Annotated in this window: 18 protein-coding genes; 5 read left to right on the top strand and 13 right to left on the bottom strand. The window is 68.9% G+C overall.

The window, feature by feature from the left end; genetic code table 11:
* Positions 1–5 precede the first annotated feature (5 nt).
* The 12 genes from B9P64_RS12635 to B9P64_RS12580 all read right to left on the bottom strand — a co-directional run bounded on the left by B9P64_RS12635 (position 6) and on the right by B9P64_RS12580 (position 12,714).
* Complete coding sequence (locus B9P64_RS12635) at positions 6–1,262, bottom strand: OmpP1/FadL family transporter (protein ID WP_085316652.1); 1,257 nt, start codon at positions 1,260–1,262, stop codon at positions 6–8.
* A gap of 105 nt (positions 1,263–1,367) precedes the next feature.
* The gene (locus tag B9P64_RS12630) at positions 1,368–2,099 is read right to left on the bottom strand and encodes a CPBP family intramembrane glutamic endopeptidase (protein ID WP_085316591.1); all 732 of its coding nucleotides are present in this window, start codon (positions 2,097–2,099) and stop codon (positions 1,368–1,370) included.
* Between the two features lie 19 nt (positions 2,100–2,118).
* On the bottom strand, positions 2,119–2,823 hold the full coding sequence (locus B9P64_RS12625; protein ID WP_085316590.1) for a lectin: 705 nt from the start codon (positions 2,821–2,823) through the stop codon (positions 2,119–2,121).
* Between the two features lie 24 nt (positions 2,824–2,847).
* Complete coding sequence (locus B9P64_RS12620; RefSeq protein ID WP_085316589.1) at positions 2,848–3,324, bottom strand: c-type cytochrome; 477 nt, start codon at positions 3,322–3,324, stop codon at positions 2,848–2,850.
* 59 nt (positions 3,325–3,383) lie between these two features.
* Entirely contained in the window at positions 3,384–4,274 is an 891-nt protein-coding gene (locus B9P64_RS12615; protein ID WP_085316588.1) for a dienelactone hydrolase family protein, read from the bottom strand.
* A 38-nt stretch (positions 4,275–4,312) separates the two neighbouring features.
* Positions 4,313–5,287, bottom strand: a complete 975-nt coding sequence (locus B9P64_RS12610; RefSeq protein WP_085316587.1) for an SMP-30/gluconolactonase/LRE family protein — start codon at positions 5,285–5,287, stop codon at positions 4,313–4,315.
* On the bottom strand, positions 5,284–6,102 hold the full coding sequence (locus B9P64_RS12605; protein ID WP_235839994.1) for a c-type cytochrome: 819 nt from the start codon (positions 6,100–6,102) through the stop codon (positions 5,284–5,286). Before B9P64_RS12605 ends, B9P64_RS12610 begins: the two co-directional genes overlap by 4 nt.
* Complete coding sequence (locus B9P64_RS12600) at positions 6,099–6,680, bottom strand: peroxiredoxin (protein WP_085316586.1); 582 nt, start codon at positions 6,678–6,680, stop codon at positions 6,099–6,101. Before B9P64_RS12600 ends, B9P64_RS12605 begins: the two co-directional genes overlap by 4 nt.
* A gap of 10 nt (positions 6,681–6,690) precedes the next feature.
* Positions 6,691–7,074: a hypothetical protein gene (locus tag B9P64_RS12595; RefSeq protein ID WP_085316585.1), complete on the bottom strand. Its 384-nt coding sequence runs from the start codon at positions 7,072–7,074 to the stop codon at positions 6,691–6,693.
* A 28-nt stretch (positions 7,075–7,102) separates the two neighbouring features.
* The gene (locus B9P64_RS12590; protein WP_085316584.1) at positions 7,103–8,554 is read right to left on the bottom strand and encodes a DUF1501 domain-containing protein; all 1,452 of its coding nucleotides are present in this window, start codon (positions 8,552–8,554) and stop codon (positions 7,103–7,105) included.
* A gap of 32 nt (positions 8,555–8,586) precedes the next feature.
* Positions 8,587–10,902 (bottom strand): DUF1549 and DUF1553 domain-containing protein, encoded by a 2,316-nt coding sequence (locus B9P64_RS12585; protein WP_085316650.1) that lies wholly within the window; start codon positions 10,900–10,902, stop codon positions 8,587–8,589.
* Between the two features lie 615 nt (positions 10,903–11,517).
* Positions 11,518–12,714, bottom strand: a complete 1,197-nt coding sequence (locus B9P64_RS12580) for a sigma-54 interaction domain-containing protein (RefSeq protein WP_085316583.1) — start codon at positions 12,712–12,714, stop codon at positions 11,518–11,520.
* Positions 12,715–12,962: 248 nt separating this feature from the next.
* Here B9P64_RS12580 and B9P64_RS12575 point away from each other — a divergent pair, with 248 nt between their 5' ends.
* From B9P64_RS12575 to B9P64_RS12555, 5 genes are all read left to right on the top strand, one after another.
* Entirely contained in the window at positions 12,963–13,433 is a 471-nt protein-coding gene (locus tag B9P64_RS12575; protein ID WP_085316582.1) for a rhodanese-like domain-containing protein, read from the top strand.
* Positions 13,434–13,435: 2 nt separating this feature from the next.
* Positions 13,436–14,431 carry a serine O-acetyltransferase EpsC gene (epsC, locus tag B9P64_RS12570; protein ID WP_085316581.1) on the top strand — a complete coding sequence of 332 codons (996 nt, stop codon included), beginning with the start codon at positions 13,436–13,438 and terminating at the stop codon, positions 14,429–14,431.
* Positions 14,400–14,729 carry a helix-turn-helix domain-containing protein gene (locus B9P64_RS12565; protein WP_085316580.1) on the top strand — a complete coding sequence of 110 codons (330 nt, stop codon included), beginning with the start codon at positions 14,400–14,402 and terminating at the stop codon, positions 14,727–14,729. Before epsC ends, B9P64_RS12565 begins: the two co-directional genes overlap by 32 nt.
* Before the next feature lie 89 nt (positions 14,730–14,818).
* A complete protein-coding gene (locus tag B9P64_RS12560) occupies positions 14,819–15,748 on the top strand; it encodes a family 2A encapsulin nanocompartment shell protein (protein WP_085316579.1) in 930 nt (309 codons plus the stop codon).
* A gap of 8 nt (positions 15,749–15,756) precedes the next feature.
* Positions 15,757–17,760, top strand: a complete 2,004-nt coding sequence (locus B9P64_RS12555) for a family 2A encapsulin nanocompartment cargo protein cysteine desulfurase (RefSeq protein WP_085316649.1) — start codon at positions 15,757–15,759, stop codon at positions 17,758–17,760.
* A gap of 100 nt (positions 17,761–17,860) precedes the next feature.
* On the opposite strand, the gene B9P64_RS12550 is transcribed toward B9P64_RS12555, so the two are convergent.
* Positions 17,861–18,478, bottom strand: a complete 618-nt coding sequence (locus B9P64_RS12550) for a PEP-CTERM sorting domain-containing protein (RefSeq protein WP_085316578.1) — start codon at positions 18,476–18,478, stop codon at positions 17,861–17,863.
* Positions 18,479–18,510: the final 32 nt, after the last annotated feature.

Below are 18,510 nucleotides of genomic sequence, written 5' to 3'. Positions count from 1 at the left end.
AGCGCTCAGAACTTCCAGCCCCAGGCCAGGCCGGCGATGTTCTCGGCCAGTCGCGCATCCACCTCGCCACCGCCGAAGGCCGCCGGAATCGAGCCGCTGCCCGCGACCGACTTGCGGAAGGCGTGGCCGTAGAAGCCGCTCCATTCGGCATGCGCATCGGGCCGCCAGGTAAAGCCGACCGTCGCATGGTTCTGCACCACGCCGGGCGCGAGCAGGTTGAAGAAGGTCTGGCCCGGCGGCACCGCCTGCGTGGCATGGCTGACGCCGGCGCGCAGCGTGAGCGCGCTGCCCAGGTCGCGCACCACGCCGAGCTTGACCACCTTCACGTCGCGCCAGCCGAAGCCCGGGCCATCGCTGGCGCCGAGCGGCTTGCCTTCGCCCAGGCGCGCCAGCGGATTGGCCACCGCGCTCACGCTGCCGTATTCGATGACCTGCCAGTCGGCCGCGACGGTCCAGCCGGCAGCCGGCACCCAGGCCAGACCCAGGCCGTAGCTGGCCGGGATGTCGAAGCTGCCGCCGTCGGCGAACAGGCCCTTGTACTTGTCGAAGCTGCCCTGGATCTTCGACGCCCAGGTCGCGCCGAGGCGCAGGCCGGGCGCGACATCGCCGATCCAGCCGAGCCGCACGCCGACGCCGTTCGAGGTGTCGGTGCCGCGATCGGTGAGGCTGTCCGGCGCCGACGAGGCGCTGGCGAACGGCCCGAGCCCCTGCGCCGAGAAGCGCTGATGCGCGAGATTGAGCGCCACGCCAAGCACCTGCCCGGGCGCGACGCGCAGCCCGACCGAGGGCGAGATGAACAGCTGCTCCAGGTTCACGCCGGCGCGCCCGCTGCCACCGAGCGCGGCATAGGGATTGCGGTTGTACTGGGTGTTCATGCCGCCGTTGCCGTACACCGCCAGCCCCAGGCTCAGGTCGGGCGACAGCGCGCGGGTGTAGCCGAATTCAGGGATCAGAAAGCGCTTGCGGCCGTTGCCGTCGTTGTCGCCGTCGAGGCCAAAGGCATTGCCGGCGATGCGCGCGCCCCGGTCGGGCAGAAACAGGTTGATGCCGGCATCGACGCGGCTGCCGACCAGCGCGGTGCCGGCCGGATTGGCGGCGGCGGCGAGCGCGTCCTGTGGCAGCGCGATGCCGACGCCGGCCACGGCCTCGGACTGGATGCCGTAGCCGTGCGCGAAATAGCCGTTGGTGGCATGGGCCGGCGCGCTCGCGGCAAAGGCGGCCAGCAGCGCAAGCGCGATCTGGCGGGGGCGGGGCAGGGACATGAGCGGCTCCATGAACGGTGGCGGCAAGGACGGGGCCGCCACGCTAGGTCAGCCGACCGGCCGCGCGAACGACGGCGTCGGCATGTGCATATCCGCAGCGCCGGCTCAAGCCGGCACGGTCACCGCCAACAGATGCGTGAGCGCATGCGCGAGCACCGCCGCCTCCAGCCCGTGGCGCCAGTACAGCCAGCCGGCAATCACGCCGAATGCGGCGTTGAACAGCAGCACATGCAGCATCGCCGGCAGCGCCAGCGGGCCGGCCAGTCGCGCCAGCACCGGCAGATGGCCGAGGCCGAACACCAGCGCGCCGATGACGATGGCGGCCCACATCACGCCGGGCGCGGGCTGGCCGACGCCGCGCTGCAAGCCGCGCCACAGCGCCCAGGCGAGCAGCGTCATCAGGCCCCAGCGCAGCAGCAGTTCTTCGGTGATGCCGCCGTAGAGCAGACGCGCGGCGAGCGGAAGCGGGAGCGCGTCCTGCAAGCGCGCCAGCTCGGGCGGCAGGAAGCGCAGATAAAGCCAGAACAGGAAGGCGCCGGCCAGGCCGCCGGCAAGTGCCGGCAGCAGCTGTGGCCGCAGCGCATCGCCGAGCGGGCGACGTTCGATCAGGGCTGCGAGCAGCGGCGCCGAAAGCCCGAGCCGGCCCGAGAAGCGCGCACCGACGGCAGCGGCCACGGCGAGCAAGACGGAGGATTGCAGCGTCGCGCCCGCCAGCACCAGCCAGGGCGGCAAGGCCGGCGGCTTGCCGGCGATGAGTGCCGGCAGCACCAGCAGCGCCAGCGCCAGCACGCCCGGCAGGCCGGCAAGCCACGAAGCGAAAAAGAGCCGCGTGTTCACCGTCTGCCGGGCGCTGCGATCAGTTCACCGCAAAGCAGTAGAACAGGCCGGCACCGCCGGTCGAGACCAGGTTCTCCTGGCTGCAACCGCGGCTCGCGTGCGTCGAGTTCCACGAGGTGTTGCCGCCGCCCGTGCGGTCGAAGTGACCGACCTGGGCCGAGCCTTCGCCGCTGCTCGTGTAGTTCTTGCAGGTGTGGTCGGCGGCGTCGGTATAGGCGCGGCCGTCCGGCGTGGAGCCGGTGAGGATGTCGTGCTGGTTCGGCTGATCGCCGGCGCGCTTGACGGCCTCGTTCTTCTCGGTGAAGGCGGTGGCCCAGCTGATGTTGTTGCCCAGGCGCGCGGCATCGAGCGTGTCGCCGTGCAGATGCGCCACATCGCGTGCCACCACGGCGCCGCGCGTGTTGTACCAGGGGCCCTTGCCGATGCGGTCGCGCGCATCGACGGCCGGCTGGCCGCCCGCCGCCTGCGTGCTCAGGTAGGCGTGCCAGGTCTTGTCGCCGGCGCCGACCGCGCTTGCGAGTTTCTGGCAATGCGCATCGGCACCCGCGAGGCCGCCCAGGTCGGCGCCCTTGCCGGGACCGGCGCTGGTGATGAAGAAGCTGAACAGCTTGGCCGCTTCGGCGGGGCTGATGGCCGCGGGCGGGGCGTTCTGGGCCAGCGCCAGGGGCGCGGCGAGGGCGGCGGCGCCAAGCGCAAGCGCCGCCCGGATCTTGTTGATTTGCATGTTGTCTCCGGCGCGACGCGGCCGTTATTCCTTGGCCTTGTAATCGTCGTGGCAGGCCTTGCAGGTGCGCGTGAGCTTGCCGTACTGCTCCTTGACCGCGGCCAGATCGCCGGTGTTGGCGACCTTGACCAGCTCGGTCGATTCCTTGGCCAGATTGCCGGCGTATTCGCCGACCTTGGAGCCGGCGGCCCAGATTTCGGGCTTGGCCGTGGTGTCGTGCCAGCCCTTGCCGGTTTCGGTGCCGGGCGCGAACAGCGCGCCGAGGCCGCTGTTGGCGATGGCCGAGATCGTGGTCGCGGCCTTCAGCACTTCTTCCTTGTTGTACGTGCCTTCGACCGACGCCTTGATGCGGCCCGAGTTCCAGGCGATGACCTGATAGGCCGACTGGCGCCACTTGATGAGCTGCTCGGGCTTCGGCGCCTGCTGGGCGGCGGCGCCGAAGGAGGCGGCGGCGATGCCGAGCGCGAGGGCGCCGGCGACGAGGGGACGGATGGCGATCATGTTCCTGCCTTCTCTGTTGATGGATGGTGCTGCGGTGAAGATGCCGCCAGGCTGCCTCTTCAGGCGCGCAGCTGGCGGTTGAAGAACTCGACCGTGCGACCCCAGGCCAGCTTGGCGGCGGCGGCGTCGAAGCGCGGCGTGGTGTCGTTGTTGAAGCCGTGCTGCACGCCCGGATAGACGAAGGCCTCGTAGCGCACGCCGGCGCCCTTGAGCGCCTGTTCGTAGGCCGGCCAGCCGGCGTTGATGCGCTCGTCGTCGCCGGCGTAGTGCAGCAGCAGCGGCGCCTTGATGCGCGCGGCATCCTCGGCCGTGGGCTGGCCGCCGTAGAACGGCACCGAGGCCGCCAGATCGGGCACGCGCGTGGCCAGGAAGTTGGCGATGCCGCCGCCGTAGCAGAAGCCGACCACGCCGACCTTGCCGTTGCCCTCGGGCAGCGCCTTCAGCGCGCGCGCCGAGGCGATGAAGTCGGCGCGGCTCTTGTTCTGATCGAGCTTGGGGAAGAGTTCGCGCGCCTTGTCCTCGTCGCCCGGATAGCCGCCGAGCGGGAACAGCGCATCGGGCGCGAAGGCGATGAAGCCATCCACCGCCAGCCGGCGCGCGATGTCCTCGATGTGCGGATTGAGACCGCGGTTCTCATGCACCACCAGCACGGTGGGCAGCTTGCCGCTGGTCTTGGCCGGCCTGGCGAGCAGGCCGCGCACCTTGCCGTAGCCCTCGGGCGAATCGATCTCGATGAACTTGGTGCTGATGCGCGGATCGTCGTTCTTGACCTGCTGGGCGGCGGCGAAGTTGGGGCTCAGCTGCTCCAGCAGCACTTCGGCGGTGACGGTGCCGAGCGCGAACTTGGCGGCGCGGTCGAGGAAGCCGCGCCGGCTCAGCAGGCCGTGCACGTACTGGTCGAACAGCTTGAGGACTTCGGGCGAGAAATCGGCGGCGGTCAGGCGGGGCATGGTCGGGGTCTCCGTGCGGATCGAGGAATGCTGCAAGGTCATTTGTTGCGGCCGGCATAGCCCGGCGTGAGCGTGGCGATGCGCCAAGCCGCGCCGCGACCCACCGCGTAGAGCGCGCTCTTGCCCGGGCCGGCGAAGGCGAGGTTCTGCGGCGCCTTGGGCAGGCCGATGGTGCCGAGCGCGGCACCGGCCGGCGAGAACACCTGGATGCCGACGCTGGTGGCGACGAACAGCCGGCCCTCGGCATCGACCGCCAGCCCGTCGGCGCCGCTGCTGGCCACGCCGGCCTCGTTCTTCTTGTAGCCGTCGAGCTTGGCGAAGTTGCGCGCCGGTCCGACCGCACCGTCGGCCTTGATGTCGAAGGCAAGGACGTATTCGCCGAGCGTGTTGGCGACGTAGAGCGTCTTCTCGTCCGGGCTCAGCTGGATGCCGTTGGGCCGCTCGATGTCGGCGGCGATGCGCCTGATCGCGCCGTCGGTGCCGATGCGGTAGACCGCCGGCTTGTTGATGTCGGCCGGCGCGGCTTCGCCCGGGCGCAGATTGGGACCGGAGTCGGTGAAGAACACGTTGCCGGCGCGGTCCACGACGATGTCGTTGGGCCGGCCGAAGCCCTTGCCCTCGTACTGCTCGGCGAGCGTCTTGCGATGCTCGGGCGGATAGACGATGCCGACGCGCGGCTTGAGCACCTGCACCGCATACAGATCGCCGTTGGGCCGGAAGGCCAGGCCGTTGGCGCCGTTGCTGTCTTCGAGGAAGGCCGAGGTGCTGCCGTCGGTAGCGATGCGCGTGATGCGCGCGGCCGGCGTCTCGGTGAACACCAGGCTGCCGTCGGGCAGGCTGGTCGGGCCTTCGGTGCCGTTGAAGCCTTCCTTGATGAGTTCGATGCGGGTGCCCGCCGCGACCACGCCGGCGATGGCCGGGGTCACGGTGGGCGCGCTGTCGGAAGCGATCTGGGCCTGGGCTGCGGCGGCAAAGCCGATGACGGCGAGGGCAAGTGCAAGCGGCTTGTTCATGGCTGGGCGGAGAGGGTCGATGGCTGGCCGGCGACGGCGGACGACTCGGTGCCGAGGCCGGAGAGATGGGTCGCGATGGCGGTGATCTCGGCATCGCTCAGGCCGCGCACGGCAGCGGTCATGACGCCGCCGACGCTGTTGCCGCGATGGCCGTCGCGCCAGTCGAGCAGCTGGCGTTCGAGATAGCGCCAGGTCTGGCCGCCGAGGCGCGGCGCGATGCCGTCGGCCAGCCGCTGGCCTTCGCCATTGGCGCCGTGGCAGCTGGCGCAGGCCGGAATGCCGCGTGCCGCATCGCCGCGCGCATACAGCTCGCGGCCGGCCGGGCTGGCATTGCCGGCTTCGCCACGCATCGGCGGCAGGCTCGAGAAATAGGCAACGATGTCGGCGGCGGTGGCGTCGTCGATGCTGCGCGCCATCACCTGCATGAAATCGTTCTTGCGCGCGCCGCTGCGCAGGTCGCGCAGCTGCTTGAGCAGATAGTCGGGCGACTGGCCGGCGAGACGCGGGAACTTGCCCTCGATCGCATCGGCCTGGGCGCTGGCCTGGCCTTCGAGGCCGTGGCATTCGATGCAGCGCTCCGACTCGGCCAGGCTGCGGCCGGCTGCGGCATTGCCGCGAAAGGGCGCCGGCGCGCTGCCGGCGGGCGTGGCCGTCGCGCGCGCCTTGCCGGCAGCGGGCTTGGAGGCCGTCTGCGCCAGCGCCGGCAGCGCCAGCACCGCCGAGCACAGCAGACCCACATGAAGCAGGCGACGGGCGGGCCGGGCCGCCTGCCGCCAGTGCCGCGTGCGTTGCAGGCGACGGACCAGCGCGATCACCGCGCCGTGGCCGCGAGCTTCTGCACGGCGGCGAGTGCGCTGTCCACGTTCTCGCCCGGTGCCAGACCGCCGATGGTGGCCGCGACCTTGCCGTCGGGCGTCACGATGAAGGTGGTGCGTTCGGTGAAGCCGTGGTCGATGTCGACGCCGCGCGTGTCCTTGCGACCGGCCTGCGCCTCGCGCACGTTCAGGTCGAAGCCCTTGGCGATCTTGCCGTCGGCATCGGAGGCCACGGCCAGCTTGCCGGCGCAATAGGCCGGATCGGCCGAGAAGTCGTTGAGCCGCCCGATGCTGTCGAGCGACACGCCGACCACGCTGGCGCCGGCCGCCGCGAATTTCTCGATGTTGGTCGCGAAGGCATGGGCCTGCGCATTGCAGCCGTTGGTGTAGGCCGACGGGTAGAAGTACACGACCACCGGGCCCTTCTTGAGCGCGTCCTTCAGCGAATAGCCGAAGGCCTTGCCGGCGAGCGAGGCCTGGGCCGTGAAGGCCGGCGCCGTGTCGCCTTCCTTGAGCGCGGCATGGGCCGGAGCGACGAGCGCCGCGGCCAGTGCCGCGGCCGTCAGAAGATGCTTCATGAAGCTTCCTTCAGGATTTCTTGTAGAAGTTGTGGCAGGTCTTGCAGGTGCGGGAGAGCGTGGTCGCCGAGTCGGTGGCGGCATCGAAATTCTTCGCGCCCACCTGCTGAAGGATTTGCGCCGTGAGTTCACGGCTCTTCTTCGACAGGTCCACCGCATCCGCGGCATCGCCCTTCTTCACATAGAAGCCCTCGACCTTCGCGAACATCTCGGCGAGATCCTTCGCGTCGGTCGTTGCGCCCTTGCCGTCCTTGATGGCGATGTTCGAGGCCAGACTCTTGTTGCTGTCCTCGATGCTCTGCATCAGGTCGGTATCGAGTTCGTCTTCGGCTGACAGCGCGCTCCCGGCCACCAGGGCCAGGAGCGCCACCGCCGCCGCGATTGCCTTGCGCATGCGGAGGAGGTCCTTCTTCTTGTACCGGTCAGGCCAGGATGTCCTTGACGACCTTGCCGTACACGACCGTCGGGCGTTCCGAGCGGCCGTTGTTCAGGAAGGTGGTCTTCAGATGGTCGAGGCCCAGGATCTGCAGCACGGTGGCATGCAGGTCATAGGTATCGACGCCCTTTTCCTTGTCGGCGGTCTGCAGGCCGATCTCGTCGGTCTCGCCGTAGGTGAAGCCGGCCTTGACGCCCGCGCCCGCCAGCCACTGGGTGTAGCCCCAGGGGTTGTGGTCGCGGCCGTTGCCGCTCTGGCCGTAGGAGGTGCGACCGAATTCCGAGGTCCAGACCACCAGCGTGCTGTCGAGCAGGCCGCGCTGCTTCAGGTCGGCCAGCAGGCCGCCGATCGGCTTGTCGACCATGCGGGCCATCGTGCCGTGGTTCTTTTCCAGGTCGTTGTGGGCGTCCCAGCTGGTCACTTCGGTATCGCCTTCCGGCGCGCCCGACACCACCTGGATGAAGCGCACGCCGCGCTCGACCAGACGGCGCGCGCGCAGCAGCGTCGTGCCGTAGGTGCCCGACACCGGATCGTTGATGCCGTAGGCCTCCTTGGTGGCTTCGCTTTCCTTCGACAGGTCGACCGCCTCGGGCGCCGACACCTGCATGCGCTCGGCCAGTTCATACGAACGCAGGCGGGCGCGCAGCTCGGTATCCGACGGGTACTTGGCGGCACCGGTGTTGTTCAGCTTCTTCAGCAGATCGAGCGAGGCGCGCTGTTGCAGCTCCGAGCGCACTTCCGGACGTTCCAGATAGAAGATCGGCGAGGGCCCCGGACGGAAGGCCGTGCCCTGGTAGACGGCGGGCAGGAAGCCCGACGACCAGTTGACCGAACCGGCGCTCGGTTCGCTCTTGCCGTTGTAGAGCACGACATAGGGCGGCAGATCGGGGTTGGCCGAGCCGAGCGCATAGGTGACCCAGGCGCCGAGCGACGGACGGCCCGGATTCAGGTCGCCGGTGTTGAGCTTGAGGATCGAGATGTCGTGGGTCGCGCCGACCGTCACGCTCGACTTGATGAAGGTCATCTTGTCGGCATGCTGGGCGATGTTGGGCACCAGGTCCGAGAACCAGGCGCCGCTTTCGCCGTACTGCTTCCACTGGCGGTTCGAGGCGTAGAGCTTGCCGACGCCACCCTGGGTGCTGGTCTTGATGCCCTTCAGGAAGCTGGCCGGCGTGTCGGTACCGGCGTACTTCACGAGGTCGGGCTTGTAGTCGTACAGGTCGAGCGTGCTGGGCGCGCCGTTCATGTGCAGCCAGATCACCGCCTTGGCCTTGGCCGGGAAGTGGGTGGGCTTGGGAGCCAGCGGATTGACATCGCCGGCGGCCAGGTCGGCCGCCCAGGCGGCGCCGAAGCCGGGCACCGCGCCCGTGGTGAGCGCGGCACCGCCGAGCCCCAGGCCCGATTTGAGGAGGAAGTCGCGACGCGAAGATTGAGACATGATGATTTCCTGTGATTCGAATTGGGTGGGGATCAGAAGCGGTAGGCGAAGTCGTTCGAGTTGGCGACCGTGTGCACCAGGTCGACCAGCGCGGCGGCCTTGATCGGGTTTTGCGTCTGGCCATCCTTCAGGCCGGTCGGCACCGCGATCTCGAACTTGCCGTTGGTGGCCGTCTTGGTCTGGATGGCCTTCTCTTCGCTCGCGAGGAATTCCTTCAGCGTCGCCAGTTCGGTCTTGTTCGGCTCGCGCGAGAACAGGATCTGGTACAGGCGGGTCAGCTGGGCGTTCTGCTCGGGGCCGGCTTCGCGGATCACGCGGCCTGCAAGCGCTTGCGACCAGTTGAAGACGATGTCGCTGTTGAACAGCGTCAGCGCCTGCAGCGGGGTCGTCGTCACATCACGCTTCTGGTGCGGCTGCGAGGGGTTCGCGGGGTCGAAGTTCTGCGTGAGCGGATAGGGGATCGAACGACGCACGAAGGTGTAGATGCTGCGGCGACGGAAGTCGGCTTCGTTGTCGGACACCTGCCATTGCGCGCCGGCGTTGAGCGCGGCCGGCACGGGCGGGAACACCGCCGGGCCGCCGACCTTGTCTTCCAGCGTGCCCGAGGCGTAGAGCAGGGCGTCGCGGATTTCCTCGGCTTCGAGGCGCTTGCGCGGGTAGACGGCGAGCAGCTTGTTTTCCGGATCGGCCTTGAGCACGTCGGCACGCTCGGCGGACGACTGGCGATACACGTTCGACAGCAGGATTTCGCGCGTGATCTTCTTTACGCTCCAGCCCTGCTTCACGAAGTCGGCGGCCAGATAGTCGAGCAGTTCGGGGTGGGTCGGCTTGGCGCCGGCGCGACCGAAGTCGGCCACCGTGCTGACGATGCCGTTGTTGAAGTACTGGGCCCAGAGGCGGTTGACGAACACGCGCGGCGTGAGCGGGTTGTTCGGGCTGGCCAGCCAGTTGGCCAGCGCGGTACGACGGCCCGACGACTTGTCGGTCGGCGTGATCGTGACCTTGTCGCCACCCCACAGCGCGGGGATCGCCGGCTGCACTTCCTCGGTCGGGCGCTCATGGATGCCGCCGAAGCGCACGAAGGTGGGCGGCGCTTCCGGATGGCCGAGTTCGGTCGCGGTGGTGATGTTGACCGAGCCGCTCTTCGGACGCTGGTTGTCGAACTTCTTCAGCTCGGCGGCCAGCTTCTCGTATTCCTTCCACTTGTCGACGCTGGCGGCGTCGTACTCGGGGCTGTCCTTGTCGGTGGCCGACAGCTTGAGGTACTGGGCGATGTCGTTCTCGGTCGCCACGGCCTGCTTGCGCCAGTTGACCCAGCGGTCGAGCGGCGTCCATTCCTTCTCGTCCTTGAAGATCGAGTCGCGGCTGTCGGTCAGGTAACGCTCGTTGTGATACTTGCGGCCCTTCTCGCGCACGGTGTCGAGGATGGCGCGCTGCTTGTCGCGGATGGACTTGGTCGCGTCGCGGTAGGCGGCCTGGGCCTTCTCGAAGGCGAGTTCCGACTCGCCCTTCTGCGCCACCGGCTCGCGTTCGTTGAACGCGGTGTTGGCGAAGAAGGCCTGGAGCTGGAAGTACTCCTTCTGGCTGACCTTGTCCGACTTGTGGTTGTGGCAGCGCGCGCAGCCGATGGTGGCCGAGAGGAAGGTCTCGCCGACCAGGTCGGTCATGTCGGTCTCGATCTGGTACTTGCGTTGCACCAGGTCGCGCGAATTGCTGTTGTCGGGATAGCCGGCGAGGTAGCCGGTGGCGATCTTGGCTTCCTGGCTGTCGGGCCAGAGTTCGTCGCCCGCGACCTGTTCGCGGATGAAGCGGTCGTAGGGCTTGTCGCTGTTGAAGGCGGCGATCACGTAGTCGCGATAGCGCCAGTTGTTGGCGCGCGTGCTGTCCACCTGGAAGCCCGAGCTGTCGGCATAGCGGGCCAGATCGAGCCAGCGGCGCGCCTGACGCTCGCCGTAGTGATGCGAGGCCAGTAGGCGGTCGACCAGCTTTTCGTACGCATTGGGCGACTTGTCGCTGACGAAGGCTTGCACTTCTTCCGGCGTGGGCAGCAGGCCCCAGGCGTCGAGCGTGGCGCGGCGGATGTAGGCGGCACGGTCGGCTTCGGGCGAGGGCTTGAGGCCGGCGTTTTCGATCCGGGCCAGCACGAAGGCATCGATCGGCGTGCGCACCCAGTTCTTTTGCTTGACTTCCGGCACAGCTTGCTGGCTGACCGGTTGGTAGGGCGACCAGGCCTTGGTCGGCGCGCTGGCAGCGGCCGCCGCCGCCGGGGCGGACGTGGTTTCCGTGGCGGCGCTTGCGGCCAGGGACGACAGCCCGATCAGCACGGACAGCGTCAGTTTCTTGTTCATGGTTTGCACTCCGATCCGAAAAAAGCGATGCATGCCGGGAAGCGGCAGTAACGCTCTATTGCAAGCCGCGAACCAGCGTCGACGGCTGTTGCGGAGTTGATTCAAGTAATTGATTTGAAACGGATAAATGCCCGTGTTGCGGCGCCGCGAAAAGCGCTGTTCGATCCGCAGCAGATGCGGTTGCTGATTCCTGAGCAAACCTCTCGGACCGGCTTGCGTAGGAAGCAGCAGCTGCCCCGGCCCGGTCGTGCCGCCTCCAGCCCGCCGGGCGCCGCCGGCGCGCCCGGACCGGCGCGCTGCAAGACGGCAGCAGCGGGCACTGCGATGTCTGGGTGGGGCGGTCGGCGTGGTCGCCGGCCCGGGCTGGCCCGCCGCTTGCTGGCTTGACGCACGAGCGGCTCGATCGACGCCTGAGCGCGCCGCCCGGCGCCCGGTCGCAGGTCGATCGGGGCCGGGATTCGGCTCTGCTTGTTGGCTCGACGCAACAGTGGCGGTCAGCGCCAAAACCGCCGCCGGCGGTGCAAATCGACGCGCAGCGCGCGCCCAGACGAAAACGCCGCGGAAGGCGCATTCGGGCGCTTTCCGCGGCGGGATGGGGATGAAGAGATGTGGAGCTCAGCGTGCCAGCGGCAATTCCTCGGCCAGCAGTTCGTCGTCGCCATCGGCATGCGAATCGCCGATGAGGCCGTAGCGCTTGAGCAGGGTGCGCAGCGTGTTGCGCGTGATGCCGAGGGCGCGTGCCGCCTGCACCTGGTTCTCGCCTACATGGGCAAAGGCGGCGCGTACCAGCGCCTCTTCCACGCCCTTGAAGATCTGCGGGCCGCCTTCCTGCAGCAGCGCATCGAGCGCGGCAATCAGCCGGCGTCGGGCCGGGCTTTCGACCGGATCGTTGGCCGGCTCGCCCGGAGGCACGCGCGCCACCGGACCGTTGGCCGGCGCACCTGCCGAGGCGGCCGACAGGTCGCGCGGCAGGCTGGCGGCGGTCACGCCGGCCACCAGCTTCAGGTCGCAGGCGCGGATCACCTCGTGGCGGCAGACGATGAGCGCGAAGTGGATGACGTTCTCCAGCTCGCGGATGTTGCCGGGCCAGGGATAGCCGAGCAGCGCGGTCTCGGCCTCATGCGAGAGCACCACGTCCTGCGCGCCCAGTCGCGCGCCGTAGCTGCCGATGAAATGGCGTGCCAGCGGCAGGATGTCGCCCGGCCGTTCGCGCAGCGGCGGCAGGCTCACGGTGGCCACGCTGAGCCGGTAGTACAGGTCGGCGCGGAAGTGCTGAGCCTCGACGGCCTGGAGCAGGTCGATGTTGGTGGCGGCCACCAGTCGCACATCGAGCGGGATCGAGCGGCGCGAGCCGAGCCGCACCACCTGGCGCTCCTGCAGCACGCGCAGCAGCTTCACCTGCAACTGCATCGGCAGATCGCCGATCTCGTCGAGGAACAGCGTGCCGCCGTTGGCCGACTCGAACCAGCCGGCGCGGGCCTGGGTCGCGCCGGTGAAGGCGCCGGTCTCGTGGCCGAACAGTTCGGCATCGATCAGCGACTCGCTGAACGCGCCGCAATTGACGGCCAGGAACGGGCCCTTGCGGCCGCTGCGGTTGTGGATGTGACGGGCGATCAGCTCCTTGCCGGTGCCGGTCTCGCCATTGACGAGAACGGTGGCGTCGCTGCGCGCGATGCGCTCGACATGTTCGAGCAGATCGGCGGAACGCGGGTCGTGGAAGAGCAGGGCCTTGGCGCGGATCGACAGCACCCCCGAAGGTGACTCGGGGAGAGTCAGCACGCGTTGGCTGGCGAGGTCGGCGGAGTCGGGCATGGGTGGACGCTCTGATGGGTTCTTGTCGCGTTTCAACTTAGGCGGCGCCCGTACCTGCGCGAACTGACCATTTCGTCTTTGCATATCACCTGTAACCGAGTGTCAACACTTTCGACAGCTGATCGAAAGGCTGAGACCGACAGCCAACTTCTGGACATATCGAACGACCGACTGCTTCGTTAACTGCCCGATGCCGACTGCCTAGTCTGCGTCGGCCGTCTATCGCCATCAGATCAGGAGTCGTCGTCATGTCCGCAGTGCTCGCCGAAGTTTCTCCGTCCCATCCCGTGCTCGACCGTGCCCGCGAAGAAGCGCGCGCCGCCGGCCTGCCCTATGCCGGCAGCGTGCCACCGGCCGACGCCTGGGCGCTGGCGCAGGAAGGCAGCGCCGTGCTGGTCGATGTGCGCTCGGGTGAGGAGCGCAAGTTCGTGGGGCAGGTGCCGGGCAGCGTGCATGTGGCCTGGGCCACCGGCACCAGCCTCACGCGCAATCCGCGCTTTGCCCGCGAGCTCGAGGCCAAGGTGCCGAAGAACGCGGTGCTGCTGTTGCTGTGCCGCAGCGGCAAGCGCTCGGCGCTGGCCGCCGAGGCCGCGACCAAGGCCGGCTTTGCAAACGCTTTCAACGTGCTTGAAGGCTTCGAGGGCGAGATCGACGAGGCGCATCAGCGCGGTCGGTCCGACGGCTGGCGCTTCCGCGGCCTGCCCTGGATCCAGGACTGAGCATGAGCTTCGACATCGAGATCGAACTCGCGCCGGCCGGCTTGGCCGGCAGCGAGGAGACGCAGGTGTTCAGCGGCGATGCCAGGCCGCCGCTGGCCGACATCGTGGCCGAGCTGCGCGAGGTGCGCGCACGCTGGCGCGACGCGACCCAGCGGCCGCGCGAGGTGGTCGGCCGCGAGCTGCCGTCGCGCGAGGTGCTGGCCGAGGTGGTCGCCGAGTTGCGCGGCGCGCTGTTCCCGATGCGGCTCGGTCCGCCCGACCTGCGTCAGGAGAACGAGGACTGGTACGTGGGCCAGACGCTCGATGCGGCGCTGAACCGCCTGCTCGGCCAGGTGCGGCTCGAGCTCGGCTATCACGCGCGCCAGGAGCATGTGCACGACATCGACCTGGATGCGCGCGCGCTGCGGCTGGTGCGCGACTTCGGCGCCGCGCTGCCGGGCATCCGCGCGCTGCTCGACAGCGACGTGTTCGCCGCCTATCACGGCGATCCGGCGGCGCGCAGCGTGGACGAGGTGCTGGTCTGCTATCCGGGCATCCATGCGGTGATTTCGCATCGCATCGCGCACCGGCTGCATGTGCTCGGCGCGCCGCTGGTGGCGCGCATCGTGTCCGAGATCGCCCACGGCGAGACCGGCATCGACATCCATCCGGGCGCCCGCATCGGGCCCGGCTTCTTCATCGATCACGGCACCGGCGTGGTCATCGGCGAGACCGCCGAGATCGGCGCCAACGTGCGCCTCTATCAGGCAGTGACGCTCGGAGCCAAGCGCTTCGAGGTCGACGAGAACGGCCATCTGGCCAAGGGCGGTGCGCGTCATCCGCGCATCGAGGACGACGTGGTGATCTATGCCGGCGCGACGCTGCTCGGCCGCATCGTCATCGGTCACGGTTCCACCATCGGCGGCAACGTCTGGCTCACGCACAGCGTGGCGCCGGGCAGCCGCATCAATCAGGCGAGCACTCGCGATGAATCAGGTCTTGAACACGGCGCGCGTTGAACAGGCGCAAGCCGACGCACAGCTTGCCCACGCCAGCGGCCTCGCGCCGCTGCTGCCCGCCAGCGTGGGCGAAAGCTTCGGTCTGGTGGTGCGCCGGCTGCGCGAGGCGCGCGGCTGGTCGCAGGAAGCGCTGGCCAATCGCGCCGAGCTCAACCGCTCCTACATGGGCGAAATCGAGCGCGCCACGGTCATGCCGTCGCTCGCCACCGCCTCCAAGCTGGCGGTTGCGCTCGGCCTGCCGCTGTCCGAGCTGATTGCGCAATGTGAAGTCAGGATCGCCAGCGCCCGCCGTCTATAGCCGGTTGATTGGGCCGGGCACGCAAACCGACACTCGCTAAAGCCGAACAGGCAATTAGCAAATTCGAATTTCGTCTAAGGAAGACCATCGTGTCGGATACCCAACCCACCCAACTGGCGCTTGGCGACAACGCCGCCCGTCAACTAGCCAATGCCACCAAGACGGCGCCGACGCTGTCGACCATCAGCCCGCGCTGGCTGACGCATCTGCTCCAGTGGGTGCCGGTGGAAGCCGGCATCTACCGCCTCAACAAGGTGAAGAACCCGGAAGACGTGCAGGTGCTGTGTACCAAGCGCGACGAATCGGAACTGCCCACCACCTTCGTCGACTACGAAGACCAGCCGCGCGAGTACTTCCTCAATGCCGTGAGCACGGTGCTCGACGTGCACACGCGCGTGGCCGACCTGTACAGCTCGCCGCACGACCAGATCAAGGAGCAGCTGCGCCTCACGATCGAGACGATCAAGGAGAAGCAGGAACGCGAGCTGATCAACAACCCGGACTACGGCCTGCTGGCCAGCGTCCATCCCGACCAGATCATCTATCCGCTCACCGGCGCGCCCACGCCCGACGACCTCGATGAGCTGCTGACCAAGGTGTGGAAGGAGCCGGCCTTCTTCCTGACCCATCCGCTGGCGATCGCCGCGTTTGGTCGCGAATGCACGCGCCGTGGCGTGCCGCCGCCGACCGTGAGCATGTTCGGCGCCCAGTTCCTGACCTGGCGCGGCATCCCGCTGGTGCCGAGCGACAAGGTGCCGGTGGCCGACGGCAAGACCAAGATCATCCTGCTGCGCGTCGGCGACAAGCGTCAGGGCGTGGTCGGCCTGTACCAGCCGGGCCTCGCGGGCGAGCAGAGCCCGGGCCTGTCGGTGCGCTTCATGGGCATCAACCGCAATGCCATCGCGTCCTATCTGATCTCGCTGTACTGCTCGCTGGCGGTGCAGACCGATGACGCGCTGGCGGTGCTCGACGATGTCGAGATCGGCAAGTTCCACGACTATCCCGACACCTACAAGTGAGCGACGCGATGTCCACGCCTGACCTCGCTGGCGGCGCCGCGCCGCCCGGGCTGCCGGACCCGCTGTCGATTGCCCGGCTGGCCGCCGAGGTGTTCGCCGCACTGCCGTCGATTCCGGCGGCCGGTGGCGTGCCGGTGCCGGCCAATGTCCATCCGGCGGGGCTGTCCCTGCCGCCCGGCATTGCGGGTCCGTCCACGCCGGCTGCCGTGCCGTTCGGCGCGCTGCCGCCGGGCGCCAATCTGGCGCCCACCTCGCCGCAGAGCGTGGCCAATGCCAGCGCCTCGGCGCCGGCACTGGTGCCGCATGCGCAGGCGCAGAACGGCGTGCCCGATCTGGTGCTGCAAGCCGCGCCGGCCTATGACGGCCGCGTGGGCAGCCATGTGCTCGGCGTGCCTGAGGCACCGGCCGCCAATGCGCCGGCGGGCTTCGGCCAGCCCGGCGCGGGCGGTGCGGCTGCGCCGGCGTCGAACTTCTACTTTCTGGGCGATGCGCCCGCGCGTGCCACGCCGCCGGCCGGCCTGCCGGCAGCCGATGACCGTCTGGTCGCGCGCAGCTTCGGTCTGCCCGGCGACGACGAGTTGCGCGCCCTGCTGGCGGGCGACCTGAAGGCGCCGACCACGCCTGCGCGGCCGACCGCGCCGGTGCGCGGCGTCACGTCACCGACCGCGCTGCCGCCGTCGTCGCCCGGCGTGGCCACGCCGTCGGCGCCGGGCTTCTACTTTCTCGATACCGCCACGCCGAGCGGCAAGCAGCACACGGCTGCCGTGCCGCAGGTGCCGGCCGGTGCGCATCCGCCGTTCGACGTGCATGCGGTGCGGCGCGACTTCCCGATCCTTCAGGAGCGCGTCAACGGCCGTCAGCTGGTGTGGTTCGACAACGCCGCCACCACGCAGAAGCCGCAGGCCGTGATCGACCGGCTCGCGCACTTCTACGCGCACGAAAATTCCAACATCCACCGCGCGGCGCATGAGCTGGCCGCGCGCGCAACCGATGCCTATGAAGAAGCGCGCGAGACCGTGCGCCGCTTCATCGGCGCCGGTTCGACCGAGGAAATCATCTTCGTGCGCGGCACCACCGAGGCCATCAACCTGGTGGCCAAGAGCTGGGGCGCGAAGAACATCGGCCCGGGCGACGAGATCATCGTCTCGAACCTGGAGCACCACGCCAACATCGTGCCGTGGCAGCAGCTGTGCGCCGCCAAGGGCGCCAAGCTGCGCGTGATTCCGGTCGACGACGACGGTCAGGTGCTGCTCGACGAGTACAGCAAGCTGCTCAACGACCGCACCAAGCTGGTCTCGGTGACGCAGGTGTCGAATGCGCTCGGCACGGTCGTGCCGGTCAAGCAGATCGTCGACATGGCGCATCGCGCAGGCGCCAAGGCGCTGGTGGATGGCGCGCAGTCGGTGTCGCACATGCGCGTGGATGTGCAGGCGCTCGACGCCGACTTCTTCGTGTTCTCGGGCCACAAGATCTTCGGCCCGACCGGCATCGGCGCGGTCTACGGCAAGCGCGAGATCCTCGAGGACATGCCGCCCTGGCAGGGCGGCGGCAACATGATTGCCGACGTCACCTTCGAGAAGACGGTCTATCACGGGCCGCCCACGCGCTTTGAAGCCGGCACCGGCAACATCGCCGACGCGGTGGGTCTGGGCGCGGCGCTGGAGTACGTGGAGCGCATCGGCATCGAGAACATCGGCGCCTATGAGCACGCGCTGCTCGACTACGCGACCGCGCACATGAAGCCGATCAAGGGCGTCAAGCTCATCGGCACGGCCAAGGACAAGGCCAGCGTGCTGAGCTTCGTGCTGGCCGGCTACAGCACCGACGAAGTCGGCAAGGCGCTCAACGCAGAAGGCATTGCGGTGCGCACCGGCCATCACTGCGCCCAGCCGATCCTGCGGCGCTTCGGGCTCGAAACCACGGTGCGGCCGTCGCTGGCCTTCTACAACACCTGCGAGGAAGTCGATCGCATGGTGGCCGTGGTCAAGCGGCTGGCGGGCGCGCGCCGCTGAGCGCCCATCGGCGCGCCCTGCCGTCCCCGTCGAGGGCAGGGCGCGCCGACCGATCCGCCCGCAACCGGCAGACCGGCGCAATGCCGGCCTGCCGCCGCGCTCAGTCGCGGCGCCCGCGCCGACGCCGCGCCGCCAGACCCACCGCACCCAGTCCGAGGAAGGCCAGCGAGGCGATCTCGGGTTCGGGCACCGGTGCCAGCGTGGTGCCGAAATCGACCTTCAGGCCGCTGTCGAGCACGTTGTCGACCGAGTTGGCGACGCCCGCATACAGCGTGTAGATGCCCGCCGTCGGCGCCGCGAAGCTGAACGACACCCAGGGGCTGCTGCCATAGTTGCCCCAGGTGGCGATGTCGGCATTGAACAGCGAGTAGCTCTGGAGATTGCTCAGCGCCAGCACCCGCACGAAGCCGTTGTCGTTGTAGGGCAGATAGTCGTTGCCGATCCAGCGCGCGATGCCGTTCACCGTCTCGCCGGCGGCCAGCGTCACCGTCTGCGACAGCATGGTGTAGACGCCGGTGCCAAGACCGGCGGTGAGCAGCGCGGCAAAGCTGCCGCCGCCCGCGCCCGATCCGCTGCTGACCGAGACATTGCCGTAGCTGCTCCAGCCGGTGAGCGTGCCGTCCTCGAAGCCGCCATTGACCAGTTGCGCCGCCCGGGCCGATCCGCTTGCGAAGGCTGCGGCAAGGCCGGCAGCCAGAAGGATTCGCTTCATCTTCATCGTTGTTTCCTGCCATGCCGCCAGGAGGAGGG

This window comes from Derxia lacustris (genome assembly GCF_002105195.1).
Taxonomy (GTDB): domain Bacteria; phylum Pseudomonadota; class Gammaproteobacteria; order Burkholderiales; family Burkholderiaceae_E; genus Derxia; species Derxia lacustris.
This window is presented reverse-complemented; position numbering and strand designations above follow the sequence as displayed.